A 24,132-nucleotide genomic window follows, 5' to 3' on the forward strand; every position below is an offset into this window, starting at 1 on the left:
TTACGCCGCAATGATAAAACGCGCTGCAGCGAACCACGGCAATGGCATGGCAGCGATGCGACAGGGACGAAATACAGATAACGCCGGCGAAATCACAGCGCTCAGGCGGGTCTGCTGCCGAGCTGGCTTAGCGGTGCCACTTACAAGCGTGGCTCAACCCGTAAACGGCGATCGCCACGGGCATCGTAGCGCGTGTCGTCAACATCCTCAGGGTCGCGCGCCATCATCTCGCGCAAGGTTGGCTCATCATCGGCAATCGGTGCAGGGCCTTTGCGCGCCTGCAACCAGCGCTCCACGGGCCAGCGGATGGCCACAAACAGCAGGTACACAGCAAACGCGATCAACGCGTACATGCTCAGATCGGCCACTGCGCGCCAGACGTTATTGCCCACATCCAGCAGCAGGTCCATGGCGGTGATAGCGATCGCCGGGGCGAACTGCTCTTTACCGGGATCGACAATCGTCGGGGTGAACAGCAGCACCACAACCAGCACACGCAACGGCTCACGCAGGTAGCGCCACATCCAACTGGTTAGACGAAACCACACCAACAGACAGCCAAGCGCTGCCACTGCGTAGGCGCCCCAGGCAAGCAGGTAGTCGTTTTCAGTCATAACACGCAAAGTCTCTGGTATTGAAAAGCGGTCGGCTGGGCAAACACATAGCGCACAGATTTCAGCAACCGACAGACGAAGGGGCGTTTATGATAACGGCTTTTGCCTGCTTTGAACCTGTTCAAAAGCTCGTGAGCTAGAGGCATGCAAGGCAAAAACTGGCGAGGACGCGGAGTTTACAAGGTGTAAATGAGCAGTACTCACTTCGCTCGCCCTTCGGGCCGCGCTAAAGCGCGTTAACTACAAGCCGCTTGCCGAGCTTGTTTTTAACGCAGCATGGCCGACGCGCAGCAGGTTTTGCACAGGTTCTTCGGCGCCCCCGCTGTTGGTCGTCATCTAACGGAGTTACCCCCATGCAACACGCCCCCATCGCCTGCGCAGACAACGTTGCCGACCCGTATCGCTGGCTGGAAAACCGCGACAGCGCTGATGTGCTGGATTACCTCAAGGCGGAAAATGCCTACCTGGAACAGCAACTCAGCGAGCAACTGGAGCTGCGCGAAACATTGTTTCAGGAGATCAAGGGGCGCATCCGCGAAACCGACCTCAGCCTACCGTCGCCCTGGGGCCCTTATCTGTATTACCAACGCACCACAGCGGGTGACGAATACCCACGGCATTACCGCTGCCGCAAACCTGCCGATGGCTCGCTGACTGTCGATGAGGCCAGCGAACAGCTGCTGCTCGACCCCAATGCCCTGGCCGATGGTGGGTTTATCTCGCTCGGCGCCTTTAGCATCAGCCCAGACCATCAGCGCCTGGCCTATAGCCTGGACACCAGCGGCGAGGAAACCTATCAGCTGTTTGTCAAAGAGCTGGCCGACGACTGCCTGATCGAACTGCCGTTTGAGGAGTGCGATGGCAGCATGACCTGGGCCAATGACAGCCAGACGCTGTTTTTCGGCGAACTGGATGACACCCACCGGCCACACAAGCTGTATCGCCACCGCCTCGGCACCGATGCAGCTGAACTGGTGTTCCACGAGCCGGATGGGCGCTTCTTTCTCAGCTGCTACCGCAGCAGCTCCGAGCGCCAGTTGATCCTGCAACTGGGCAGCAAAACCACCAGCGAAGCCTGGGTGCTGGATGCTGCTACCCCGCACGCCGCGTTCAGCTGCGTGGCGCCACGCGAAGAAGGCCACGAATATGACGTCGACCACGGCACGCTGAATGGCGAGTGGCGCTGGTTGATCCGCAGCAACCAACACGGCATCAATTTCGCCCTGTTCAGTGCCAGCGAAGCAGCACCCAGTCGCGACCATTGGCAATTGCTGCGCGCCCATGACCCCGATGTAATGCTGGACGGCTTTAGCCTTAATCAGCAAGCGCTGGTGCTTAGCCTGCGTGAAGGCGGCCTGCCGATTATCGAAGTACAACCGCAGGGGCAAGCGGCCTACCGCGTGCAGCTACCGGACGCCGCTTACAGCCTGTATGTGCAAGACAGCCTGGAATTCGACAGCCCCGTTATTCGTCTGCGCTATGAAGCGCTCAACCGCCCGGCACAGGTGCGTCAACTCGATCTGGCCTCTGGTGAGCAGGTTGTACTCAAGCAAACCCCGGTACTCGGCCCCTTCGATGCCGACGATTATGTCAGCCAGCGCCTCTGGGCGACGGCCGCAGATGGCAGCCAGGTGCCGATCAGCCTGGTAGGCAAACGCGAAGTGCTCGGCACCTGCGCCCCGCTCTACCTTTATGGCTACGGCGCTTACGGCGAAAGCCTCGACCCCTGGTTCTCTCACGCACGCCTGTCATTGCTGGAGCGCGGCTTTATCTTCGCCATCGCCCACGTACGTGGCGGCGGTGAACTGGGCGAGGCCTGGTATCGCGCTGGTAAGTTGGAACACAAGCACAATTCGTTCAGCGACTTTATCGCCTGCGCCGAACACCTGATCGCACAGGGTTACACCAGCCCGGCACAGCTGGCCATTAGCGGCGGCAGTGCAGGTGGCTTGCTGATGGGCGCAGTGCTCAACCAACGTCCCGAGCTGTTTGCCGCGGCCATTGCCGAAGTGCCGTTTGTCGATGTGCTCAACACCATGCAAAACCCCGACTTGCCGCTGACCGTCACTGAATACGACGAATGGGGCGACCCCAATCAGCCCGAGGTCTTCGAGCGGATCAAAGGCTACGCGCCTTACGAGAACGTGCAGGCCCAGGCTTACCCGGCGATTCTCGCGGTGGCCGGCTACAACGACAGCCGCGTGCAGTATTGGGAAGCCGCCAAATGGGTGGCCAAGCTGCGTGCCCACAAGACAGATAACAACCTGCTGCTGCTGAAAACCGAGCTGGACGCCGGCCACGGCGGTATGAGTGGTCGCTACCAAGCGCTTAAGGATGTGGCCTTGGAGTACGCCTTTATCCTCAAAGTGCTGGGGCTGACCTAAATTCCAGCAGCTGCCGGTCGCCGACGAAGTTAGCCGTTACTCGGACAATTTCTTCGGCGGCTGCGCATTGCGCTCGCGTTGTTCACGCAGTAACGGCACATCTTGATCCGCTCGGGGCTGAGAGCGCTCCGGCAACGGCGCGTGCTTGAGCAATGGCGCACTGTAAGCCGGCGCGCTAGGCAAATGTTGCGGTGCAACCGGCGCATAAGGTTGCGGCGTGGCCGTACCGGGAGCGCCCGTAGCGGGGGGCGGCCGGCTGTTACCAACCGGCTGCTGGGCCAATACCGTGGTGCTAGCCAGAACGCATAAAGCGCAAAGCAAAATAATCCGAGGCATGCTGATAGCTCCAATAACAGTTAACTGATTGGGCCACGGCAATGCCGTTAAGTGCCCGGTTGGCAGTTCTCTCTGACCGCTGGCAAGGCTAGACTGATGGCATAAGCCCTATTGCACGAGATTCCTGATGAGCATCAATAAAACCCCTTCCGCCACCAGCAAGCTTGATCGCATCCTCGCTGACAATCAGCGTTCTCGCGAAGAAGGCTACCGCGACAAGGCACTCAAAATGTACCCGCACGTGTGCGGCCGCTGCGCCCGTGAATTCTCCGGCAAGCGCTTGAGCGAGCTGACCGTGCACCACCGTGACCACAACCATGACAACAACCCGCAGGACGGCTCCAACTGGGAGTTGCTGTGCCTGTTCTGCCATGACAACGAACACTCACGCTACACCGACCAGCAGTACTTCAGCGAAGGCTCGCTTAGCACACCGAAAACCGCCCAGGCCACCCACAACCCCTTCGCTGACCTGGCTGCACGGCTGAAAAAGCAGTAGCGCAATGCCCTGAGCCCGCTGGCTGACGCTCTAAGCGTCAGTCGCATCGCCTGCAAGCGGGCTCCTACAAAAAATCAGGCCGCTGCCATACAGGTATACTCGCGTCTTTTTTGTCGCCCGCCCCCCTTGGCGCGGCTGCAAAAAACCCTTCGAAAATTCTGTGTGAGTGCCACCGTGGCCAATAAGAGATACGCCTGCATCGGCCTGTTCAACCCCAAATCTCCGGAAAACGTCGGCGCGGTGATGCGCGCAGCAGGCTGCTACAGCGCCGCTTCGGTGTTTTACAGCGGCAAGCGTTATGCCCGCGCCCGCGACTTTATTACCGACACCCAGCGCATCTACATGGACATTCCGCTGATCGGCGTGGAAGACCTGAAACAGATCATCCCCCTGGGATGCACCCCGGTCGCCGTGGAACTGGTTGAAGGCGCGCGGCCCCTGCCGCAATACACCCACCCCGACCGCGCCATCTACATCTTCGGCCCCGAAGACGGCTCGCTAAGCCAGGAAGTGCTCGACTGGTGTGAGGACGTGATCTACATCCCCACCCAGGGCTGCATGAACCTCGCCGCCACCGTTAACGTCGTGCTCTACGACCGCATGGCCAAGGGCTTGAACACCAAGTCCGGCCTGGGTCTCAAGTAAGTCATAACCCAGCCGCTACAACCCCGATTTGAGCCGACTGAAAGCGCGGGTCAATGCGCGATTGAAAGCCTTGGCATTGTCGTTCTTGGTGTACAGCTGGGCACGCACAACGGCCGGTGGATAGGTGCCAGGGTCGGCGAGGATGGCTGGATCAACCGTGGTATTGGCCGCCGGCACTGCATTGGCGTAGTAGATGCTGTTAGTGATCGCACCGATCACCTCAGGCGTCATCAGATGATCCATCAGTGCCAACGCGGCCTCGGGGTGCGGTGCGTCCTTGGGAATCACCAACGCATCAAACCAGATCAACGTGCCTTCGCGCGGAATGCTGTAGTGCAGGTTGTAAGACTTGCCCGCCTGCACAGCCTGACCGGCCGCCATCGACACGTTGCCGTTCCACGACATGGCCAGGCAGGTATCGCCGTTGGCCAGGTCGGAGATATTGCGGTCGTTGTCGAAGTAGCGGATTGACGGGCGCACCTTGGCCAGATGGGCTTCGGCTCGCTTCAGGTCATCCAGGCTTTGCTTGTTGATATCCAGGCCCAGGTAACGGAAGGTGGCCGCGAACACTTCATTGGGGTCATTGAGAAAACTCACGCCGCAGTCGGCAAACTTCGCCACCACCGCCGGGTCAAGCAGCATGGCCCAGCTGTCGGTGGGCGCATCGGCCATGCGCTTGGCAATGGCCTGCTGCTGATAACCAAACCCCGTGGTGCCCCAGACGTACAAGCCTGCGTAGCGGTTGTCAGGGTCGAACGCGGCCATGTGCCCGGTGAACTCGCGGTCCAACCCAGCGAAGTGCGGTAACGCGGCCTTGTCCAGCGGCTGCAATGCGCCACTTTTAATCGCCCGCTGCAGATGCTGCCCAGCGGTGAGCACCAGGTCATAGCCGCTGCGCCCGGTAAGCAATTTGGTTTCCACCGTTTCCAGCGAGTCGAAGTGGTCGGCCACTACCTTGATACCGGTCTTCTGCTCGAAGCTGCTGAGGGTGTCCGGGGCCAGGTACTCGCCCCAGATAAATAAATTGACCTGCTTCGGCGCTTCGGCCGCCAGCGCCTGAACGCTGGCGGCCAAACCCAGGGCCAACAGACTGGCATGGAGTTTCATCAGAGCCCCCTAGGCGCGGCGTATTGCGGCATGGTGATGCAGGCGACATTGCCGCCGCCAAGGAGAATCTCCCGCGAATTGTCGATGCCGAGGATGCGGTGTTTGGGGAACAACTCGGCCAGCGTGGCTTGGGCAATACGGTCACACGGGTCGTTGAACAGCGGCACGACGATGGCCGAGTTGCCGGCGTAATAATTGATGTAAGACGCGCAGATCTGCGTCCCGGCCTGACGGGTGTGGGTCGATTCATCTTGATCGAGGCCCTCGGCTTCTTCCGCCGTCCATTCCAGTACACGCGGCTGTGGCAGTTTGTGTACTTCAAGCGCGCGGCCTTGGGCGTCGCGGGTGCTGCGCAGGATGTCGTAGGCCTCCTGGTAGATTTCCCACTGTGGATCGTTACGGTCATCTGTCCACTGCATCACCACCACGCCGGGGCGGACGAAGCAGGCCAAATCGTCGATATGGCCGTCGGTTTCATCAAACTTGCAACCGCGCGGCAGCCAGATCACCTGCTCGGCACCCAGGTAGTCGCTCAGCCGGCGAGTCATCTCATCCTTGCCTAGGTGGGCGTTGCGGTTGCGGTTGAGCAGGCACTGCTCGGTGGTCAGCAGGGTGCGCTGGCCATCGGTCTGGATACCGCCCATTTCGGCAATAAAGGGCGCGCGGTAGCGGTCGTAGCCCTCGATCTCGAGAATCTTCTGCGCGATCTGGTCGTCCTTGTCCCACGGGTAGTACAAGCCGCCGTCGAGGCCGCCATAGGCGTTGAATTCGAAGTCCACACCGCGCACTTCGCCGCTGTCGTCATTGACCAAAAAGGCCGGGCCACTGTCACGGAACCAGGTGTCGTTGCAGGTCATTTCCACCACGCGCACATGGGCCGGCAACTGGCGGCGGGCGTTGGTGTACTGGCTGGCCGACGCGCAAACGGTGACCGGCTCACTGCTGGCAATGGCCGTGACGATATCGACCCAAACCTTCTGCGCCGGCTTGGCACCGTTGCGCCAAACGTCGGTGCGCTCGGGCCAGCCCAGCCAGCAACCGGCCTTGGGTTCGAATTCGCCGGGCAAACGGAAGCCGTCTGTTTTTGGGAGAGAAGTCAGTGAACGTGCCATCGTATACACCCTGCGCCTGTGAGGAAGATGACCACACAGTACGCGGCGCCCCGGCACGGATTCCAACGACGAAAATTGCGGGATAGCTGAATTTAATTCATCACTCAGCCAAGTGATCACTCAGCCAATCTAAGAAATCAGCCACTGCGGGTTTTTCCAGGCGGATGCGTTCACAGACCAGTGCGTATTGCCCAAGCGCCGCCACACTGGCATTGAAGGGCCGCATCAAGCGGCCACTGGCCAGGTCTTCAGCCGCCGTGAGGTTGTCGCCCATGGCCACGCCCTGCCCTTGCGCGGCGGCCTCAAGCGCCAAACCGGCATGGCCGAGATACAGATGACGCGCCGGCTGAATGTCACCGGCGTGGGTGGTCAGCCAGGCGGTCCAGGTTTTACCGTCCTGATCGTCATGCAGCAGGCCGTGCCGGGCCAGATCACGCGGGTGTTTGAGGCCGCCCTGGTTAAACAGGCTGGGGCTGCACACCGGGAAGAATTGCAAGGTCGGCAACGGCCGCACAAAGTAAGCGCTGGCATCCTCGGGCCCTGTGCCGTAAGTGATGGCCAGGTCGATATCCGGACTCGGCAGGCTGGCGTCCAGCGGCTGCTCGTGTAGATGCAAAGTGATGTATGGATAGCGGTCGCTGAAGTCGGCCAGACGACTGACCAGCCACTTTTGCGCCAGCTCAGGCGTGACCGCGATGCGCAGCACCGCCTGGGAACCGGGATCACGCAGCTCGTCACACGCCTCGCCGATCAACTCAAACGCCTGCTGCAAACGCTGCAGCAAACGCCGTGCGGCGGACGTTGGTACAACCTGTCGGCCCTCGCGTGTAAACAACACGGTGCCGAGTTGATCTTCCAGTTGGCGAATTTGATGGCTGACGGCGCTGTCGGTCACGCACAACTCGACCGCCGCCCGACCAAAGTGGGCGTGCCGAGCAGCGCACTCAAAGGTGCGCAAGGCGGTGAGAGACGGTAGGCGGCGCATGCGGGTTCGGCCTTAGGCTTAACGCAGCAGCTTGTTATCCAGCACATCAGAGGCTCCGCCCATGACGTTTTCGCTGATCTTGATAAAGTCTTGGGTGGTGGCCTTGTCCAGGCGCATCAGGCCACGGGTCACGTCATCCAGCGAGCGCGGCTGGGTGGTGCCTTTGGTGGCTTGGCGGATTTCCCGATCCAACTCTTGCAACAAGAGCACGGCGCGGGCGGTGACGGCGCCGCTGGAATTGTCCGTACGCAGGCTTTTTACCGGTTTGCTCCAGGTGATCAGCTGCTCACGGATTTTCTGGTAACGCTCCTCGCTGAGGCCACCGGCGCGACGCATCAACTCGATGGCGTAGTACTCGGCGATGCCTTCGGTGATCCAGTCGCTGCGATCACGCGCCGTGATCCGGCTGAACACATGCACCAATTCGTGCACCAGGGAACTGGTGCCGTTTTCGCTGACCAGCGGACGGTCCGTGTGCATGTAGTAGGAATTGGCCGCCGATAAGCCACCGCGCCACATTGGGTCGCCGGCGCCAACGATCAGCAGCTTGGCGGGGTCGCGCGGAAACACTTCCTGGGCATGCGGCCAGATAAAGGTCAGCAGGGTCATCACATCCATGCGGCGCATGCCCTCACCCACTGGTGCGGCAATGGCTACATCAGTTTCGCCTAGCTTGGCGCGGCGCGTACCGACCTTGCCGGCCACCATCCAGCCAGTCGGACGATCGAACTTGCGTTGCGGGTTGTCGATGCGGAATTTGTTCTTGCCGATGCGCGGCCAGCCGGTTTCGACGCTCTTCCAGCCCTTGGGCAGGTCGAAATGCAGGCGCGAGACCAGCACGGTTTTATCTTCCTGGCGCAGCTTGACCGCCGGCACCAGATCGTCGCCGCGCAGCAACGCCCAGTCCGGGGTGATCCGCGCATCAAACCGACCCGGACTGCGCTCATTGTTGATGCGCACACGGTAGCTCAGGGTCGACTTGCCTTTGCCCGGCTGCCAGGTCCCCAGCTCAGGGCTGTTTTGCGTCCACTGGCCATCGGCCTTGAAATCGCTGTAGGCACCCTGCTCGCCAAGGTTGAAGGCCAGACTGATGACCTGCGCGCCGTCTTCCAAGGTCAGGCTGACCTCGGCCTGCTCAGTGTCTGGCAGAAAGCGCACGTGGTAATCCAGGTCGACTTTCTTCGCCCATAGCGGCGTGCTCAGGCTCAGCAAAACAGCGGACAGCAACAGACGGCGAATCAACATGGCAGAGCTCCACAAAGCTGATCATTGGCACAGAGGCGTTTAGGCAACGTTACGCAAACGCGGTTCAGCCGGAACGGAAGATCATATGGTCTTCCCAATCCTCTTCGGCCACGCTGTTTTCACTGAGCATACGCCCAGCCTGGGATATTTTTTGTTTGTGCACCTGCTCAGTGTCACCGCACACCAGGTGATGCCAGAGCAGCAAATCCTTACCTTCACTGACCAAACGGTAGGCACAGGTCGGTGGTAACCACTGAAACTGATCGGCCTGAGCCGGAGTGAGCTGGATGCAATCAGCAACGAATTGGCGGCGGTTGCTGTAGTCAGTGCAGCGGCAGGTATTCAGGTCGAGCAGTTTGCAGGCGATGCGCGTGTAATACACGCTGCCATCGTCCTCATCCTCAAGCTTTTGCAGGCAGCACAGACCGCAGCCATCGCACAGCGATTCCCACTCGTCCTGATCCAGTTGTGCGAGGGTTTTGCGTTTCCAGAAGGGTTCGACTTTGGCGGCCATGGCGAGGGTACGTGCGGGGTGGAAAGGCCGGCAGTCTAGCCGCTGGGCTAGCGGCGGCCAAGAGCGGCATAGCTAATAGCTGTATTCAGTAACCACGCGCGAAATCCACCCGCCCGCGTAATGGCTCACCTGCACGCCAGCGCGCCAGGTTATCGACAAACAGCTGCACCAGCAGGCGCGGGTTCGTCGGGGCGGCGCTATGCCCAGTCAGCAGCAGACGCGGCGCACCCCAAAATGGGTGGTCGACGGGCAATGGCTCCTCACGGCAGACATCAATCACCGCGCCGGCCAGCTGCCCTTGTTGCAGCGCACTGACCAGCGCCTGATCAACCACCGCACCACCGCGCCCGGCATTGATAAACAACGCGCTGGGCTTGCATGCGGCGAACAACGCGGCGTCATAGATATCACGCGTGGCGGGGGTATCGGGCAGCAGGTTGATCAGGTAATCCGCCTCGCCCACCAGGCGTGGTAGCGCATCAAGCCCCGCCACCTGACGAAACGGCGACAGGCTGCGCGAGCGGCTGGCAATGCCCAGTAGCTGAATGGCAAACGGCGCCAGAAACTGCGCCACGCTCAAGCCAATATCGCCCGTGCCGATGATCAGAACCGTGCGCCCAGCCAGGCTGCGCGGCTGGCGATTGTCCCAGCGGCGTTCGGCCTGCGCGGCCAACCGCGCCAGCAACTGCCGCTCATGGGCCAACATATGGCACAGCACATACTCAGCCATCACCTGGCCAAAGATGCCGACGGCACGGCTTAGCGCGTAGTGACTCGGCAGGCCCGTTGCCAGCAGCGGCGTGATACCTGCCCAGGTCGATTGCAGCCACTGCGGCTGCAGCCCCCGGCGCAATAGGGGCGCAAGCAGGTCCGGCTGCCCCAGCCATAACGGACAACTCGCGGCGGATTGCGCTAACGCGTCGGGCTGATTGCTGCCGCACAGCTCAAGCTCAGGTGCCTGCTGGCGCAGCAACTCGGCATACAGCCCGTGTTCGGCTTCGGCAATCAACACACGCATGGGAGCATTCGCTGCGGCAGGCATTCGGGTTACATCGGGTCGTTACGGCGCAGCAACTCATCGGGCAAGTGCTCGATGTACTCATCTTCTGGTGGTGGCATCTGCAGGTGGTAGCCCTGCTCGTCGAGGTTGGCCAGCACTTTGTGGATGTCTTCCTGGGCCAGGGTGCGTTGCGGTGTCAGCACCATTTCGAAGGCCAAGGCCGGCGGGCCAAAGGCGGCTAGGAGGTTTTCCGGCACGCGCTTGAGGGCTTCGCTGCGCAGCACGTAAAGATACATGCCGCTTTTGCGCGGGCTCTTGTAGATCGAACAGATGCGTTTCACGCGGAATCTCCGTTTGCAGCCAGGCAATCAAGCAGTGCCTGGCCCATCAATTCACGCCGCCAGCCGCGCAGCGACTCCGGCAGCTGGTATGGCCCATGCGGGTAGCCAGTTTTCAGCAGGGCTTCGAGGGTTTTCTTGCGCAGCATCAGCTCGGGGGCGATGTTCAGGCGCTCACCTTCACGCTGGCCAATGGCGCGCAGCTTTTTCAGCAACGCGGCAGCTTCCAGCGGCAAGGGCTCGGGCAACGCCTCGGGCCAATGTTCGGCCGGGGTGGCGGCGGCTTGCTTGATCAGCTGCAAAAGAAACTCGCCGTCCTGACGCACGGTTTTGGGGTGCATGTCCTCGATCCGCGCCAAGGCCACCAGATTATCCGGCTGGGTGCGTGCCAAGGGCCACAACGAATGCTCACGGATAATCCGGTTACGCGGCTGGTTGCGTTTGCGCGCCTGCTCTTCACGCCAGGTGCACAGCGCTTGCAGCACCGCCAGCTGTTGCCGGTTGAGTTTCCAGGCCAGTTTGGCGTCGCGGTAAGCCAGCGTCGGGTCGACTTCGCGGGTGAGGTTGGCGACGAGCTCGGCACCGTCTTCCAGCACCCAGGCGTATTTCTCGGCAGACAGCTGCGCCTTGAGCTGCGCATACACCTCGGCGAGGTGCAGCACGTCTTCGGCGGCATAGCTGACTTGAGTGGCTGACAGCGGCCGCTGCAGCCAGTCAGAGCGGGTCTCGCCCTTGGGCAGCTCGATATTCAGCACGGCCTGAACTAACCGCGAGTAGCCCATGGAGAAACCGAGGTTGAGGTAGCCAGCAGCCAATTGGGTATCAAACAGCGGCGTGGGCAGGCTGCCGGTCAGGCGTAGGAAGACTTCCAGGTCCTCGCTACAGGCGTGCAGCACCTTGACCACGGCAGGGTCTTGCAGCAATTCAGCAAAAGGGCGCCAGTCACTGATCAACAGCGGATCAATCAGGTACGCCCGCTCGCCTTCGCTGACCTGCAGCAGGCCGGCAATCGGGTAAAAGGTGTCAACCCGCATAAACTCGGTATCGACCGCCACAAACGGCAGCGTGCGCCAGGTTGCACAATGTTGCGCCAGGCTGGCATCGTCCCCAACCCACTGAATATCAATCGCCACACGGCTCTCCCTTCATTAATGGCGCGCAGTATATACGCCAGGCCACATGGCCGGTCATTCGCGTTACGCGCTGTAAACCCAGAAGCGCTATTCTGCCGACGCGTGCATGCACCGCATTAACCAGAGGGAATAACAACAATGAAGAAACTGCTTGGCCTGCTTGTGGCCTTGATTGCGGCGGCGGCGCTTTACCTCGCCGTCACGCCCAGCCCGATTGATCCGCTGGCCTGGGATGCGCCGGCCATCCCGCCGATGACTGGCGTGCTGGAACCCAACGACACCTTGATGAAAGCCGAGCTAATCGGCCGCGGTCAGGTGCACGGCCCGGAAGACACTGCCGTAGACGCCCAGGGCCTGGTGTATGCCGGCCTGCATGACGGCAGAGTCGTGCGGATCAACGTTGATGGCAGCGTAGAAACCTTTGCCGACACCCAAGGCCGCCCACTGGGTATGGACTTTGACGCGGCCGGTAACCTGATCGTCGCCGATGCTTATAAAGGCTTGCTCAGCATCGAACCTCAGGGGCAGATCACGGTACTTAGCACCGAGGCCGAAGGCGTGCCCTTCACGTTCACCGACGATCTGGATATCGCCCGCGACGGCACCATCTACTTCAGCGATGCCAGCCAGCGTTTCGAACAGCCGGATTACCTGCTCGACCTGCTTGAAGCCCGCCCACACGGCCGCCTGCTCAGCTACAACCCGGCCAGCGGTGAAACTAAGGTGCTGCTCAAGGACCTGTACTTCGCCAACGGCGTGGCGCTGTCGGCCAACGAAGACTTTGTGCTGGTCAACGAAACCTACCGCTACCGCATCACCCGTTACTGGCTGAGCGGCGACAAGGCCGGCACCCACGACATCTTTATCGACAACCTACCGGGCCTGCCGGACAACCTGCAGGGCGACCGCAATGGCACCTTCTGGGTGGCCCTGCCAACCCCGCGCAAAGCCGACGCCGACCTGCTGCATCGCTCGCCCTGGGCCAAAGCGCAGCTGGCCAAACTGCCCCGCGCCTTCTGGCCCAAGGCCGTGCCCTATGGCTTTGCCATCGCGCTTAACGAGCAAGGCGAAATCACCCAAAGCCTGCACGACACCAGTGGCACGCACCTGCGCATGATCACCTCGGTCAAGCCGGTGGGCGATTACCTGTATTTCGGCAGCCTGGATAACGACCGCATCGGCAAGCTGAAAATCCGCTAAACCCTTGGTTAAAAGAGGCTCCTGGCGGCTTCGCCAGCGGGCCTCTCTCCGCTGCCAACACGCCTTGCTCGGAAAGTTTTGGCGCAGCTGTTCTGAAGTTACTCAGCGCGCCCTAAGCGGCACGTCTTGACACGAAAATCACTGCTATCGTGAGAGTTCAAACCTTCTCTGCAGGCTTTGTCATGGATATAAACGCCCTGTTTTCGCAACTAAATAGCTTGCCCTCCATCCCCCGCGTCGCCCAAGACCTCATCCAGCAGTTTGATAACCCACACACCAGCCTAGACAGCGTGGCGCGCAATATCGCTTTGGACCCAGTGATCGCGGCCAAGGTGTTGCGCCTGGCCAACTCCGCTCGCTTTCGCGGCGCCCGTGAATCCGCCAGCGTTGAGGATGCGGCCATGCGGCTGGGCTTCAATACCCTGCGCACCCTGGTTCTGGCATCAGCAGTAACCGGCGCATTTCAGGCCCCGCCCGGCTTTGACCTCAAGGGTTTCTGGATACACAGCTTTCAGGTGGCCAGCATCAGCCGTTTGCTGGCCAAAACCCGCGGCGTGGCCGCGGAGATCGCGTTCACCTGCGGGATGATGCACAACATTGGCGAACTGCTGATCCAGACCGGCGCCCCCGAGCTGGCAGAGCGGCTCAACCAGAACGGCAAGGACGTCGGCGCTGCCCAGCGGGTTGCACAGGAGACCCTGCAGCTGGGCTTTGGCTTCCCTGAGGTGGGCGCGGAACTGGCGCGGCGCTGGCAGCTGCCCGAGCTGATCCAGCATGCCATTGCCTACCAGAGCCGACCGTTCCAGGCACCTGCGGACATGCCATTACCTCGCGTGCTGGCTCAGGCGGTGTCGATTGCCGAGGCACTGCGCGAGCACCCAGGGGCCATACCTGAGGCAGTGGCCACCCTACAAGGGCCGCTGTTTGAAGGGTTGGACATGGCCGGCCTGCTGGACGAGCTACCGGCGATTCTGGATGCTGACAAAGGCTTTGCCGAGCTGCTGAGTTGAGCACCGCCCCGCTGGGCGCCTGCCCGCGCTCAGTGGGGCCTGCTATTTACTGGCAATCCAAATAGTGTGCCGGGTGCCTTTGTTGCCATGGGCATACACCTGCACTTCTTCCACTTTAAAGCCTGCCTTGCGTACTTTTTCGCTAAATACCCGATCAGCACTGGCCGACCACACCGCCAATATTCCCTTGGGCCGTAGCGCCTGAAAGCAACGTTGCAAGCCCTGAGCCGAGTACAACCAGCCATTACGCTTCTGCGTTAGGCCTTCAGGGCCGTTGTCGACGTCCAGCATGATGGCGTCATAACGCTGATCGGCACTTTTCAGGCAATTAGCCACATCGTCCTGAATCACCCGTGTTCGCGGATCAAGAATCGGGTAACCCGCCTTGGCCCCCAATGGGCCGCGATTCCACTCCACCACCCCAGGCACCAGCTCAGCCACTTCCACTTCAGCGGTTTTCCCCAAGTTTTGTAACGCGGCGGCCAAGGTAAAGCCCATGCCAAGACCGCCGATCAACACCCGCGAATCCGGTCTTCCGGCAACCTTTTTACAAGGAATCGCAGCGAGGGCGTCTTCAGAGCCATGCATGCGCGTGTTCATTAACTGACCGCCATCGCCGCCGGCAATCTTGATTACAAAATCCTCACCGTACTCGTACAGGCACAGCGCACCAGATCCATCAGGAATCGGGGCAGTGTCGAGCAATACAAAACGCTTCATGGGGGGCGGCAACCTGGTTCATAGCAAAACGGGCAGGCAGCATGCCCATAAATGAACCAAGATGCAGCGCCCTGTTAGTAGAAAATCTTCTGCAGACGCAGCCTCGACAGCCCCACGCCAGGGTTTATGATCCCCGCAACCCCTCTGCCCACAGGATGACTGGCATGCCTATCGCCCAATTAATCAGCGCCGCCCAACTGCAACAGCGCCTTGCTGAGCCCGACCTGCGCATACTCGATTGCCGTTTTGCGCTGGATGATTTGACCTATGGCCAGCGCAGTTACACCGAAGGGCATATCCCCGGCGCGCAATTTGTCGACCTGAAACGCGACCTGTCTGGGCCGATTAAACCCGGCATCACTGGCCGTCACCCACTGCCAGCCCCCGCCCAGCTGCTGCAACGCTTGCGTGAATGGGGCCTTAGCTCGCACAGTGACGTGGTGTTGTATGACGACGGCCCCGGCGCATTCGCTGCCCGAGCTTGGTGGCTGCTGGCTTGGCTGGGTAAACGTGAAGGTGTGTACCTACTTGATGGCAGCCTCAAGGCCTGGCGCGAAGCCGGTGGCGCATTGACTCAGGACCACCCCACAGTTACTCCCGGCACCCTTAGCGGCAACGCTGACGACACCTTACTGGTGAGCGCCGCCCAGTTGCAGCAGCGTCTGGGTGATAAGCAGATGACCTTGCTGGATGCTCGCGGCCTGCCGCGCTTCAAAGGCGAGGTGGAGCCCATTGACCCCGTCGCAGGGCACATCCCAGGGGCGCAGTGCGCAGTATTCACTGACAACCTAGACAGTGACGGCCACTTCCTCAGCCCAGAGCAATTGCGCCGGCGCTTTGCTGCTCAGCTGGGCGAGCGCTCAGCCAGTGACTTGGTGGCCTATTGCGGCTCGGGCGTCACCGCCTGCCACAACCTGTTTGCCTTATGCCTGGCGGGCTACCCGCTGGCTCCGCTGTATGCAGGTTCGTGGAGCGAGTGGATTACTGATCCAGCCAGGCCCATCGCTACTGGCGGCTGAAGCCCACTGACCGGCAGTGCGCTTAACGCAAGCCGGCCAGCTGTTTAGTACCAAATGAAATATAGGTCACAATCGAAAGCCGATAACAATTTAAAAACAGAGCTTTACTGCGACAAGCTCACACTACACTTGAGCTTAAGCGGCTAACCCCGCTTCCGATGGGGCCTTTACCACGACAAACCAAGCTGCCAGCGCCCCAGCCCCATCGGTCACTTGTCGTCGAGGGCTTTATGGGAATTGCCGCCTGCGAGTTAAGCCAGTATGTCATCCGCCCTACCCTGCTCTACTTAGGCCGTTACTCGACAGCCGCCGAAGCCTTGCTGCTCGGCACAGCTGCCAGCCAATCCGGGCTTGGCTCAGCCCTGGATGACCGACATGGGCACGGCCTTTACCGCATCGCGCCCCAGCGCCACCAGCAACTCTGGGATCAGCACCTGGCGCTTGATCCGGATCTGGCTAGCCAAATCCGTGGCCTCGCCAGCCAGCATGCCTTCCTCGCCGCACCGCATCTGGAACTCACCGTAAACCTGCGCTACGCCACAGCCATTGCCTGGATGCTGATTGAAGCCGAACACCGCGAACTACCAGCCGCCGATGACCTGCTCGGTATGGCGCAGATTTGGCGACGCGTATTCAAACCGCATGGTCGCAACAAGGACTTTATCGCCGCCTGGCAACGGTGCATTGGCAACCTCAGCCAAGTGGCGTGAGCGCTTACGACCACTGCAGTTGTCCGACAATTTTGTGGTAATTAGCAGAACATAGCTGCAGTTGAGCCGGTAAATTCGCACCATTCATAGAACTTCAAAGGCTGGTAAGGGTCATGGAAAGTTGCTAGTTTCCGTCCCCCGCTAAAACCTAGGATTCCTCCGTGTCCAAAAGAGTCGTCAAGACCAGCCTGTTTCTTGCCCTTGCATCTGTCACCGGCCCTGGCTTTGCCGGTGGTTTTGCCATCAATGAACAAAGTGTCAGCAGCATGGGCACCGCCTTTGCTGGCCGTTCTTCGTCTGCCGAAGACGCCAGTACAGTGTTCGGCAACCCCGCCGGCATGGCCCGCATCAAGCGCGAACAAGTCAGTGGCGGTATTGCGCTGATCAACGCGAAAACCGATATCGATGATGCCCGCGGCTCTACCCGTGGTAGCAATGATGGCGACATGGTGCCGTTTATCGGCGCGCCCATGGGTTACTACGTTAAACCGCTGGACGACAACTGGAGCTTCGGCCTCGGTATGTATGTACCGTTTGGCCTAGTGACCGATTACGAGCGTAACTTCCAGGGCCGCTATCACGGCGACCGCAGTGAAGTGCGGGTGATTACCCTGCAACCAACCCTGAGCTATCGGGTCAATGAGCAGCTGTCGGTGGGATTCGGCCCAACCATCAACCGCATTGACGGTGAGCTGACTTCTGCCCTCGAAAATTTCATTCCTAGCGCGGGTGACGGCAAGGTCGAAATCAAGGGCGATGACACCGCGCTGGGCTACAACGTCGGCGTGCTGTTTGAAATCACCCCACAGACCCGTTTCGGCCTGACCTACCACTCCAAGGTGGATTACCGCCTGAAGGGTGACACCACAGTGTCCGGCCCGGGCGTGGTCATAGGCTCTTCTGCTGGCACCTACGACGCCTCACTGGAGCTGACCACCCCAGAGTCGGTGGACTTCTCAGTAACCCACGAACTGAATGCCGACTGGACCCTGTACGCCGGTAGCACCTGGACCCGCTGGAGCCGTTTGGAAGAAATCCGCGCTGATAACAAAGGCGTAAGTGGCGTCTTGGCTCCCGGCCTGACCAGCATCAGCGAACCGCAAAACTGGCACGACACCTGGGCTCACGCTGTGGGCGCCGCCTACAAGCTGAACCCACAGTGGACCCTGCGCGCCGGCCTGGCCGTAGACCAGTCGCCAACCAACAACACCAATCGTTCGCCGCGCATCCCCACCGGTGATCGCAAGGCCTTCAGCCTGGGCGCTGCGTGGAGCCCGAACGATGATATGACCATCGATGTGGCCTATTCCTACCTCAAGGAAGCCGACACCTCGATTCAAAGAAGCGACTACAGCTCCACCTACAAGAACTCCGCCCATGGCTTGGGCACTCAAGTGACCTACCGCTTCTGATTCAACTCGCGGTTTAGGCGACACTCGCGCGGCGCTCACAAGAATAAAAAATGCCGCCGAGACAGTTCTGCACCCTGCACATCCTTTAGCCGAACACCTCAGCCTGTTGCGGGCGAATAAGCATCAGCTATTTCTCGCAGGCCCCTGCCTCTCTGTACTGTCGTACAAATGGGCAACGCCGAGGCTGCCTGTAAAAGCACGCAAGGCCACCGTGCACGTTAGCTCGCTTGCATACAATTTGGCTGCCCAGCTGAATAGCGCACACCCGGGCTGACGGCGGCGTTAAACGCTTTCAGCGCTGATGAGCCAATCAGCAGCGGGAATTCAAAGGCGCTGCGGTCGGTCAGGTTGACCTCAATGTTCTTCAACTCATCCCCCACGCAAACATCCATCTCAATCACCGGGCGCGCGGTATACAGCTGCTTGTCGCCGGGTTTGCGGTCGTCGGCACGACGTTTGATGTAACTCATGCGCGCCAGTGGTTTTTCGATGACCTGCGCCTGCTTGGCGTTTTCCATACCCAGCTGAAAGCGCACCCACTCGCCCCCATCGCGCTTGAACATTTCAATATTCTTAGCGCTCAGCGAGGCGGTTTCGGCGCCGGTATCCAGCTTGGCGGGCAACTCCAGGGCCAGTTCATGCAACGAAACCTGCTCGTGCAGCCCGTAGATCTGTGGTTGGCTGGCCATCGCGCCAGTGGTGAACAGTGCAGCACAGAGTGCGAATGCGACCGGCGCCTGTTTAAGTGATACGCAGGCAAGGCTTGGCATAGGGAAACTCCAAAAACGTTTAGAAAGTTAGGCTAGTTTACCGGTGCTGGATGAATTCAAGCTTAATCAAGCACTTATAAAAAACTTCGCCCCGCTATGGCTGACCATGGCGGGGCGAAGTGGTTTCATCTGAGGCTTGTTAGGCCTCTATACGGGTCACTTGATGTCGAAGCGATCCAGGTTCATCACTTTGGTCCAGGCCGCCACGAAATCCTTAACGAACTTCGCCTGAGCGTCGCTGGTGGCGTAGACCTCAGCCTGAGCACGCAACTGCGAGTTGGAGCCGAACACCAGGTCAACCTGGGTACCAGTCCACTTCAAGTCACCCGTTTTGCGGTCGCGGCCTTCCAGCACACCCTCGCTGGCGGACTTCTGCCATTTGGTGCTCATGTCGAGCAGGTTGACGAAGAAGTCATTGCTCAGGGTTTCCGCACGCTTGGTAAATACACCATGCTGGGCTTGCCCGGCATTGGCGTTCAGCGCACGCAGACCACCAACCAGCACAGTCATCTCTGGCGAAGTCAGTTCCAGCAGTTGCGCTTTATCGACCAGCAACTCGGCGGCAACTGTTTCGTAACCCGAACGGGCGTAGTTACGGAAGCCATCAGCCTTAGGCTCCAGCACCGCGAAGGATTCGACGTCGGTCTGCTCCTGCGAAGCGTCGGTACGACCCGGCATAAACGGCACCACGACATCCACACCGCCCAGCTTGGCGGAAGCTTCTACCGCGGCAGACCCAGCCAGAACAATCAGGTCCGCCAGGGAAACTTTCTTGCCACCCGCAGCCGATGCGTTGAAGTCATGCTGGATGGCTTCCAGCGCAGCCAGCACCTTGGCCAGCTCAGCGGGTTGGTTGACCTCCCAATCCTTCTGCGGAGCCAGGCGAATACGCGCACCGTTGGCACCCCCACGCTTGTCGCTGCCACGGAAGGTAGAAGCTGACGCCCAAGCGGTGTTAACCAGTTGCGCAATCGACAGGCCGGATGCCAGCACCTTGGCCTTAAGGCCAGCGATGTCCTGCGCATCTACCAGGGCGTGGTCGACGGCTGGTACTGGGTCTTGCCAGATCAGCACTTCAGCAGGCACCAGTGAGCCCAAGTAACGGGCACGCGGGCCCATGTCGCGGTGGGTCAGCTTGAACCAGGCGCGGGCGAAGGCATCGGCGAACGCCTGTGGGTTCTGGTGGAAGTGACGCGAGATTTTCTCGTACGCCGGGTCCATACGCAGCGACATATCGGCGGTGGTCATCATCGGCGCATGCTTCTTCGAGGGGTCATGCGCGTCCGGGATCAGGTGCTCGGCTTTAACATTCTTCGGGGTCCACTGGTGAGCACCGGCTGGGCTCTTGGTCAATTCCCACTCGTAGCCGAACAGCATGTCGAAATAGCCGTTGTCCCACGTTGTTGGGTTGGGCTTCCAGGCGCCTTCAATACCACTGGTGGTGGTGTGTACGCCCTTACCGCTGCCGAAGGCATTGATCCAGCCCAGGCCTTGCTCTTCAATCCCGGCAGCCTCTGGCTCAGGGCCAACCAGTGATGGGTCACCAGCACCGTGGGCTTTACCAAAGGTATGGCCACCGGCAACCAGTGCCACTGTTTCTTCATCATTCATGGCCATGCGGGCGAAGGTTTCGCGCACATCACGGCCGGATGCCACGGGGTCCGGGTTACCGTCCGGGCCTTCCGGGTTTACGTAAATCAGCCCCATCTGCACAGCGGCCAATGGGTTTTCCAGTTCGCGGTTACCGGTGTAACGGCTGTGCGGTTTGTCGCTGGTAGCCAGCCATTCGGTTTCCGAACCCCAGTAGGTGTCTTCTTCCGGCTCCCAAATATCGGGGCGGCCACCGGCAAAGCCGAAGGTCTTAAAGCCCATGGATTCCAGGGCAACGTTGCCGGCGAGCACGAACAAATCCGCCCAAGACAGCTTGCGGCCGTACTTCTGTTTGATCGGCCAAAGCAGGCGACGGGCCTTGTCCAGGTTGCCGTTATCCGGCCAGCTATTAAGCGGGGCAAACCGCTGATTGCCGGTGCCTGCGCCGCCACGGCCATCGTGAATACGGTAGGTACCGGCAGCGTGCCAGGACAAACGGATCATCAAACCACCATAGTGGCCCCAGTCTGCTGGCCACCAGTCTTGGGAGTCAGTCATCAGGGTGGTGAGATCCTTGATCACGGCGTGCAGATCAAGGGTTTTGAATTCATCGGCGTAATTAAAATCCACACCCATGGGGTCGGATTTGGAAGAGTGCTGGTGGAGTATTTTCAGGTTGAGCTGGTTAGGCCACCAATCGGCATTTTTCGGTGCGCCGCCATTGACAGTATTTTTACCTGCGCCACTTGAGAACGGGCATTTGGCTTCATTGGACATGATTCACTCCTGTTGTATTTACTTATTACGTGAAGCCAGCTTGGTGGCTGGACTGCAATCGGGCCAATAGGATTTTGGTATGACCCTTATAGTAGCCGGGGAATATGTCGCAATGAGGATAAAGTTGCGCCCGAGAAATACCCTCAAACACATGCTGTGCAAACGCGCCAATTAGGCGTGCAATGGGGCAGTTGCTGGCCGCATTGCTCAGCCGAAACGGCAGCCTTAATTGAATAAATAATGAGCATCATGCCATGGAAAACTCCAGCCCAATTCTCCACATCAGTGACGCCGAAGTACTGGCCTATATGCAGCGCCAATTAAGCTCTGGCCGAGTCAAACCCAGCGTTCTGGTTAGCCTGACCCAGCAGCGCTTTGCCGATGTCAGCCATGAACGCATCGTGCAATGTTTTAACCAATTGGATAGCGCATTACTCAAGCGCTAGTCCTCGGCGATATTGCTTTACGTGTTGGCGTGTTAGCACGGTGGTGGCAGCGCTTGAACTTCGGGCGAATATTTCTGTAATAAGGTTTATCGCCAAGTGCTATCAACCTTGAGCAAACCATTCGGGAAAATCAGCCGAGATTATCAATCTGGGCTTGTTTGCCTATGCAGTGGCGATCATCCTTGAGTAACTAGCTCTATAGCTACGCGACCACCGCGCATTACACCTTAAGCCTGCGCCGCGTATCTTGGATGCCGGCACAGTATCTGCCTGAGCTGTTTCAGGCCCCTTCGGAGATTCAGATGTCCCGCGCCGCCTCACTCAAACCCCTGCTCGCCCTGATTGCCATTGCCTGCTTTGCCATGCTCGGCGGGGCATTATTGCTGCAGCATCTGCTGGGCTGGGAACCCTGCACCTTGTGTATTCAGATTCGGCTGTGGCTGCTCTGCGGCGGCGTTATCAGCCTGCTGATCCTGGCGCTGGAAGCTTTCGAGCTGCGCTGGCTTACATTGCCACTCTGGCCGTTGCTGCTGGCTGCAAGCGCTATGGCGGTATACGACAACACACATTTAGTGCTGATCGAAAGCGGAGTGCTGGAAAGCTCCAGCTGCTCGCCGTTCCCTTTTTATGCCTTCTACCTGCCGTTGCATGAGTGGCTGCCTGGCGTATTTATGAGCGCGGGCGTGTGCGGGGAGAACGACTACACCATCCTTGGCCTGTCGTTTACTTACTGGACCCTGTTCAGCGTTGCGCTGTTGCTGGCCTTGAGTCTATTCACCGCCTGGCGTGCCGCGCGCCGCTAAGCACGACACGCTGGTACAGAGAGCGTTTGCGGTTACTAATAGCCGCATGCGCTCAGGCGCTACCCGCAAGCGGCTGAGGCATGGGGCTGTTGAGCGTTGGTCGTAATGCGCCAATAACTGGCCGGGCCAAAGCGCGGCGTCAGCGCCAACATCAGCGCGATGCACACCACCATGAGCAGCCAGGTGGTGGCAAAACTCCCGGTGAACTCGCGCAGCACTCCGCCGACAGCGGGCGCTAGCGCATTGATCAAAAAGCCAAAACCCTGCACGAATGCGGCTAGCTGACCGGCCGCGCGAGGCTCCTGCACGTGATCCAGGGTAAGGAGCAGACTCAGAGCAAAACACGCTCCCAAGCCGAAGCCAATCAGCGCCACCCAAACCAGAGCGCCCTGTTGCGGCGCAAGCAATAACCCGGCAAAACCGAGCAATTGTGCCACTAGGCTCACGCTTAGCAGACCACGGCGCTCACGCATGCGCTGGGCCAGAGCCGGCATGCCCAGGGCCGCCAAAACCTGAAACAGCGTCATCCAGGCCAATAGCGCACCGCTGTTCTCGCTGCTCCAGCCCAAGTGCTGGTAATAGGCCGGCAGCCAGGCCACCACCGCCATATAGCCGCAGTTACTGAAGCCGAAATACACCGCCAACGTCCAGGCGCGTTTATTGCGGATAAACCGGCTTAAGCGCTGATCGGCCGCTAACACCTGGGCCGCACGCCAGGGAGTCTGCAACCACAGCAGCAACGCCAACACGGCGGGCAAGGTCCAAATCGCCAACCCCATGTGCCAATGGCCAAAATAGCTCGCCAAGCGCGGGCTGAACCAGGCAGCCAAGCCGCCGCCACACATTAATGCCGCCGAATAAATCCCCATTGCCAGCGCCACACGCCCCACAAATCGGCGTTTGATCAGCCCCGGCAGCAGAACCTGAATCAGCGCGATACCCAGCCCACTCAGCAGCGCAGTGAGCAGTAGCAGCGTGCTGTTATTGATAACCCCGCGCGCCGCACAGGCCAGCAAAATGCACAACAAGCCAAGGCCGATGCCGCGCCCTTCCCCCAGGCGCGACTCGACCTGGGCGCTGAGTAATGCCACCAGCCCCATGCAAACAACCGGCAAGGTGGTGAGCAAGCCAGCCATTTGAAAGCCCAGGCCAACACTGCTGCGGATGTCGTTAAGCAACGGACTGAGAGACGTTAGGCTCGGCCGTAAATTAAGCGCCACAATTATCAACACACTCAACCAGGCGCAGGTGCGCAGGCCAGGCCCAGCATGGCGTGACAGACGGCTAAGCATGCAGGGCATGCCAGCGTTGGTAGAGTGCCGGCATCGCGCTGTGCGCAACGTGCTCGATACACAGGCTCTGCTGCGCCAGTGGCAAGCCCAGTTGCTGGTACACCTCAGCCGTGGACAGGCCAAAAGGTTCGCCGTCAGCATTGGCCGCAGCAAACACCACACGGCTGATACCGCATAGGTGCATAGCACTCAGGCACATTGGGCACGGCTGGCCGCTGGCATAAATCACGCAACCGTCCAGGCGATTGCTGGCCAATAACTGACTGGCCTGGCGGATGCACAGCAATTCAGCATGCGCGGTGGGGTCTTGCCGCAGGTGCATCTGGTTGCTCGCTTCGGTCACCACTTGGCCTTCACGAACCAACACCGCCCCAAAAGGTCGGCCGCCCTCGGCGACGTTGGCCGCGGCCAGGCTAATCGCCTGTTGAAGAAAATCATGGTCACCGCGCATGGCGCTTACCTCACTGGGTT

Annotated in this window: 25 protein-coding genes; 10 read left to right on the forward strand and 15 right to left on the reverse strand. The window is 60.0% G+C overall.

Features of this window, described 5'->3' with window-relative positions:
• Window positions 1-140: 140 nt before the first annotated feature.
• Window positions 141-614 (reverse strand): MFS transporter, encoded by a 474-nt coding sequence (locus tag AC0J6G_RS07655; protein WP_475252793.1) that lies wholly within the window; start codon window positions 612-614, stop codon window positions 141-143.
• 353 nt (window positions 615-967) lie between these two features.
• Here AC0J6G_RS07655 and AC0J6G_RS07660 point away from each other — a divergent pair, with 353 nt between their 5' ends.
• Window positions 968-2,998, forward strand: a complete 2,031-nt coding sequence (locus AC0J6G_RS07660) for a S9 family peptidase (RefSeq protein WP_475252795.1) — start codon at window positions 968-970, stop codon at window positions 2,996-2,998.
• Window positions 2,999-3,034: 36 nt separating this feature from the next.
• Here the strand turns inward: AC0J6G_RS07660 and AC0J6G_RS07665 are convergent, their stop codons facing one another.
• Window positions 3,035-3,334: a hypothetical protein gene (locus tag AC0J6G_RS07665; RefSeq protein WP_475252797.1), complete on the reverse strand. Its 300-nt coding sequence runs from the start codon at window positions 3,332-3,334 to the stop codon at window positions 3,035-3,037.
• Window positions 3,335-3,461: 127 nt separating this feature from the next.
• On the opposite strand from AC0J6G_RS07665, the gene AC0J6G_RS07670 reads away from it, so the two are divergent.
• The gene (locus AC0J6G_RS07670; protein ID WP_475252799.1) at window positions 3,462-3,833 is read left to right on the forward strand and encodes a YajD family HNH nuclease; all 372 of its coding nucleotides are present in this window, start codon (window positions 3,462-3,464) and stop codon (window positions 3,831-3,833) included.
• Between the two features lie 174 nt (window positions 3,834-4,007).
• Complete coding sequence (locus AC0J6G_RS07675) at window positions 4,008-4,478, forward strand: RNA methyltransferase (RefSeq protein WP_475252801.1); 471 nt, start codon at window positions 4,008-4,010, stop codon at window positions 4,476-4,478.
• Between the two features lie 15 nt (window positions 4,479-4,493).
• On the opposite strand, the gene AC0J6G_RS07680 is transcribed toward AC0J6G_RS07675, so the two are convergent.
• The 8 genes from AC0J6G_RS07680 to rnd all read right to left on the reverse strand — a co-directional run bounded on the left by AC0J6G_RS07680 (window position 4,494) and on the right by rnd (window position 11,912).
• A complete protein-coding gene (locus AC0J6G_RS07680) occupies window positions 4,494-5,585 on the reverse strand; it encodes an extracellular solute-binding protein (protein WP_475252803.1) in 1,092 nt (363 codons plus the stop codon).
• Window positions 5,585-6,697 (reverse strand): agmatine deiminase, encoded by a 1,113-nt coding sequence (aguA, locus tag AC0J6G_RS07685; protein ID WP_475252805.1) that lies wholly within the window; start codon window positions 6,695-6,697, stop codon window positions 5,585-5,587. Before aguA ends, AC0J6G_RS07680 begins: the two co-directional genes overlap by 1 nt.
• Before the next feature lie 100 nt (window positions 6,698-6,797).
• Window positions 6,798-7,682: a LysR substrate-binding domain-containing protein gene (locus tag AC0J6G_RS07690; RefSeq protein ID WP_475252807.1), complete on the reverse strand. Its 885-nt coding sequence runs from the start codon at window positions 7,680-7,682 to the stop codon at window positions 6,798-6,800.
• Window positions 7,683-7,700: 18 nt separating this feature from the next.
• On the reverse strand, window positions 7,701-8,927 hold the full coding sequence (locus AC0J6G_RS07695; protein ID WP_475252809.1) for a hypothetical protein: 1,227 nt from the start codon (window positions 8,925-8,927) through the stop codon (window positions 7,701-7,703).
• A gap of 64 nt (window positions 8,928-8,991) precedes the next feature.
• The gene (locus tag AC0J6G_RS07700; protein WP_475252811.1) at window positions 8,992-9,441 is read right to left on the reverse strand and encodes a YcgN family cysteine cluster protein; all 450 of its coding nucleotides are present in this window, start codon (window positions 9,439-9,441) and stop codon (window positions 8,992-8,994) included.
• 85 nt (window positions 9,442-9,526) lie between these two features.
• Window positions 9,527-10,459, reverse strand: coding sequence for a D-2-hydroxyacid dehydrogenase (locus tag AC0J6G_RS07705; RefSeq protein ID WP_475252813.1), 933 nt, complete (start codon window positions 10,457-10,459; stop codon window positions 9,527-9,529).
• 29 nt (window positions 10,460-10,488) lie between these two features.
• Window positions 10,489-10,782 (reverse strand): YcgL domain-containing protein, encoded by a 294-nt coding sequence (locus AC0J6G_RS07710; RefSeq protein WP_475252815.1) that lies wholly within the window; start codon window positions 10,780-10,782, stop codon window positions 10,489-10,491.
• A complete protein-coding gene (rnd, locus tag AC0J6G_RS07715) occupies window positions 10,779-11,912 on the reverse strand; it encodes a ribonuclease D (protein WP_475252817.1) in 1,134 nt (377 codons plus the stop codon). The genes AC0J6G_RS07710 and rnd overlap by 4 nt, the downstream gene beginning before the upstream one ends.
• A 138-nt stretch (window positions 11,913-12,050) precedes the next feature.
• On the opposite strand from rnd, the gene AC0J6G_RS07720 reads away from it, so the two are divergent.
• Both AC0J6G_RS07720 and AC0J6G_RS07725 read left to right on the forward strand, forming a co-directional pair.
• Entirely contained in the window at window positions 12,051-13,112 is a 1,062-nt protein-coding gene (locus tag AC0J6G_RS07720; RefSeq protein WP_475252819.1) for an SMP-30/gluconolactonase/LRE family protein, read from the forward strand.
• A 182-nt stretch (window positions 13,113-13,294) separates the two neighbouring features.
• Window positions 13,295-14,122, forward strand: a complete 828-nt coding sequence (locus AC0J6G_RS07725; protein WP_475252821.1) for an HDOD domain-containing protein — start codon at window positions 13,295-13,297, stop codon at window positions 14,120-14,122.
• Between the two features lie 42 nt (window positions 14,123-14,164).
• Here the strand turns inward: AC0J6G_RS07725 and AC0J6G_RS07730 are convergent, their stop codons facing one another.
• A complete protein-coding gene (locus tag AC0J6G_RS07730) occupies window positions 14,165-14,842 on the reverse strand; it encodes a spermidine synthase (RefSeq protein ID WP_475252823.1) in 678 nt (225 codons plus the stop codon).
• A 164-nt stretch (window positions 14,843-15,006) separates the two neighbouring features.
• On the opposite strand from AC0J6G_RS07730, the gene AC0J6G_RS07735 reads away from it, so the two are divergent.
• The 3 genes from AC0J6G_RS07735 (at window position 15,007) to AC0J6G_RS07745 (ending at window position 17,983) form a co-directional block, all read left to right on the forward strand.
• Window positions 15,007-15,861 (forward strand): sulfurtransferase, encoded by an 855-nt coding sequence (locus AC0J6G_RS07735; protein WP_475252825.1) that lies wholly within the window; start codon window positions 15,007-15,009, stop codon window positions 15,859-15,861.
• Window positions 15,862-16,091: 230 nt separating this feature from the next.
• Complete coding sequence (locus AC0J6G_RS07740) at window positions 16,092-16,571, forward strand: hypothetical protein (protein WP_475252827.1); 480 nt, start codon at window positions 16,092-16,094, stop codon at window positions 16,569-16,571.
• Window positions 16,572-16,732: 161 nt separating this feature from the next.
• Window positions 16,733-17,983 (forward strand): OmpP1/FadL family transporter, encoded by a 1,251-nt coding sequence (locus tag AC0J6G_RS07745; RefSeq protein ID WP_475252829.1) that lies wholly within the window; start codon window positions 16,733-16,735, stop codon window positions 17,981-17,983.
• Window positions 17,984-18,201: 218 nt separating this feature from the next.
• Here the strand turns inward: AC0J6G_RS07745 and AC0J6G_RS07750 are convergent, their stop codons facing one another.
• Both AC0J6G_RS07750 and katG read right to left on the reverse strand, forming a co-directional pair.
• A complete protein-coding gene (locus AC0J6G_RS07750; protein ID WP_475252831.1) occupies window positions 18,202-18,753 on the reverse strand; it encodes an ATP-dependent zinc protease family protein in 552 nt (183 codons plus the stop codon).
• Between the two features lie 156 nt (window positions 18,754-18,909).
• Window positions 18,910-21,120: a catalase/peroxidase HPI gene (katG, locus tag AC0J6G_RS07755; protein WP_475252833.1), complete on the reverse strand. Its 2,211-nt coding sequence runs from the start codon at window positions 21,118-21,120 to the stop codon at window positions 18,910-18,912.
• 254 nt (window positions 21,121-21,374) lie between these two features.
• Between katG and AC0J6G_RS07760 the strand changes: the two genes are divergently transcribed.
• Together AC0J6G_RS07760 and AC0J6G_RS07765 are read left to right on the forward strand one after the other, a co-directional pair.
• Window positions 21,375-21,566, forward strand: a complete 192-nt coding sequence (locus AC0J6G_RS07760; protein ID WP_475252835.1) for a hypothetical protein — start codon at window positions 21,375-21,377, stop codon at window positions 21,564-21,566.
• Between the two features lie 302 nt (window positions 21,567-21,868).
• Window positions 21,869-22,369: a disulfide bond formation protein B gene (locus tag AC0J6G_RS07765; protein WP_475252837.1), complete on the forward strand. Its 501-nt coding sequence runs from the start codon at window positions 21,869-21,871 to the stop codon at window positions 22,367-22,369.
• 59 nt (window positions 22,370-22,428) lie between these two features.
• Here the strand turns inward: AC0J6G_RS07765 and AC0J6G_RS07770 are convergent, their stop codons facing one another.
• A complete protein-coding gene (locus tag AC0J6G_RS07770) occupies window positions 22,429-23,670 on the reverse strand; it encodes a cyanate transporter (protein WP_475252839.1) in 1,242 nt (413 codons plus the stop codon).
• The gene (locus AC0J6G_RS07775; protein ID WP_475252841.1) at window positions 23,654-24,112 is read right to left on the reverse strand and encodes a nucleoside deaminase; all 459 of its coding nucleotides are present in this window, start codon (window positions 24,110-24,112) and stop codon (window positions 23,654-23,656) included. The genes AC0J6G_RS07770 and AC0J6G_RS07775 overlap by 17 nt, the downstream gene beginning before the upstream one ends.
• Between the last annotated feature and the right edge of the window lie 20 nt (window positions 24,113-24,132).

It is taken from the genome of Pseudomonas sp. TS_SC_3 (assembly GCF_056156225.1).

Excerpts from the sequence above, each read along its gene's own strand:
- katG (WP_475252833.1), bottom strand. The coding sequence starts at position 21,120 with ATGTCCAATGAAGCCAAATGCCCGTTCTCAAGTGGCGCAGGTAAAAAT.
- AC0J6G_RS07665 (WP_475252797.1), bottom strand. The coding sequence starts at position 3,334 with ATGCCTCGGATTATTTTGCTTTGCGCTTTATGCGTTCTGGCTAGCACC.
- AC0J6G_RS07725 (WP_475252821.1), top strand. The coding sequence starts at position 13,295 with ATGGATATAAACGCCCTGTTTTCGCAACTAAATAGCTTGCCCTCCATC.
- AC0J6G_RS07705 (WP_475252813.1), bottom strand. The coding sequence starts at position 10,459 with ATGCGTGTGTTGATTGCCGAAGCCGAACACGGGCTGTATGCCGAGTTG.
- AC0J6G_RS07775 (WP_475252841.1), bottom strand. The coding sequence starts at position 24,112 with ATGCGCGGTGACCATGATTTTCTTCAACAGGCGATTAGCCTGGCCGCG.
- AC0J6G_RS07655 (WP_475252793.1), bottom strand. The coding sequence starts at position 614 with ATGACTGAAAACGACTACCTGCTTGCCTGGGGCGCCTACGCAGTGGCA.
- AC0J6G_RS07720 (WP_475252819.1), top strand. The coding sequence starts at position 12,051 with ATGAAGAAACTGCTTGGCCTGCTTGTGGCCTTGATTGCGGCGGCGGCG.
- AC0J6G_RS07770 (WP_475252839.1), bottom strand. The coding sequence starts at position 23,670 with ATGCCCTGCATGCTTAGCCGTCTGTCACGCCATGCTGGGCCTGGCCTG.
- AC0J6G_RS07700 (WP_475252811.1), bottom strand. The coding sequence starts at position 9,441 with ATGGCCGCCAAAGTCGAACCCTTCTGGAAACGCAAAACCCTCGCACAA.
- AC0J6G_RS07765 (WP_475252837.1), top strand. The coding sequence starts at position 21,869 with ATGTCCCGCGCCGCCTCACTCAAACCCCTGCTCGCCCTGATTGCCATT.
- AC0J6G_RS07750 (WP_475252831.1), bottom strand. The coding sequence starts at position 18,753 with ATGCCAAGCCTTGCCTGCGTATCACTTAAACAGGCGCCGGTCGCATTC.
- AC0J6G_RS07740 (WP_475252827.1), top strand. The coding sequence starts at position 16,092 with ATGGGAATTGCCGCCTGCGAGTTAAGCCAGTATGTCATCCGCCCTACC.
- AC0J6G_RS07690 (WP_475252807.1), bottom strand. The coding sequence starts at position 7,682 with ATGCGCCGCCTACCGTCTCTCACCGCCTTGCGCACCTTTGAGTGCGCT.
- AC0J6G_RS07660 (WP_475252795.1), top strand. The coding sequence starts at position 968 with ATGCAACACGCCCCCATCGCCTGCGCAGACAACGTTGCCGACCCGTAT.
- AC0J6G_RS07730 (WP_475252823.1), bottom strand. The coding sequence starts at position 14,842 with ATGAAGCGTTTTGTATTGCTCGACACTGCCCCGATTCCTGATGGATCT.
- AC0J6G_RS07680 (WP_475252803.1), bottom strand. The coding sequence starts at position 5,585 with ATGAAACTCCATGCCAGTCTGTTGGCCCTGGGTTTGGCCGCCAGCGTT.
- AC0J6G_RS07695 (WP_475252809.1), bottom strand. The coding sequence starts at position 8,927 with ATGTTGATTCGCCGTCTGTTGCTGTCCGCTGTTTTGCTGAGCCTGAGC.
- aguA (WP_475252805.1), bottom strand. The coding sequence starts at position 6,697 with ATGGCACGTTCACTGACTTCTCTCCCAAAAACAGACGGCTTCCGTTTG.
- AC0J6G_RS07760 (WP_475252835.1), top strand. The coding sequence starts at position 21,375 with ATGGAAAACTCCAGCCCAATTCTCCACATCAGTGACGCCGAAGTACTG.
- AC0J6G_RS07735 (WP_475252825.1), top strand. The coding sequence starts at position 15,007 with ATGCCTATCGCCCAATTAATCAGCGCCGCCCAACTGCAACAGCGCCTT.
- AC0J6G_RS07670 (WP_475252799.1), top strand. The coding sequence starts at position 3,462 with ATGAGCATCAATAAAACCCCTTCCGCCACCAGCAAGCTTGATCGCATC.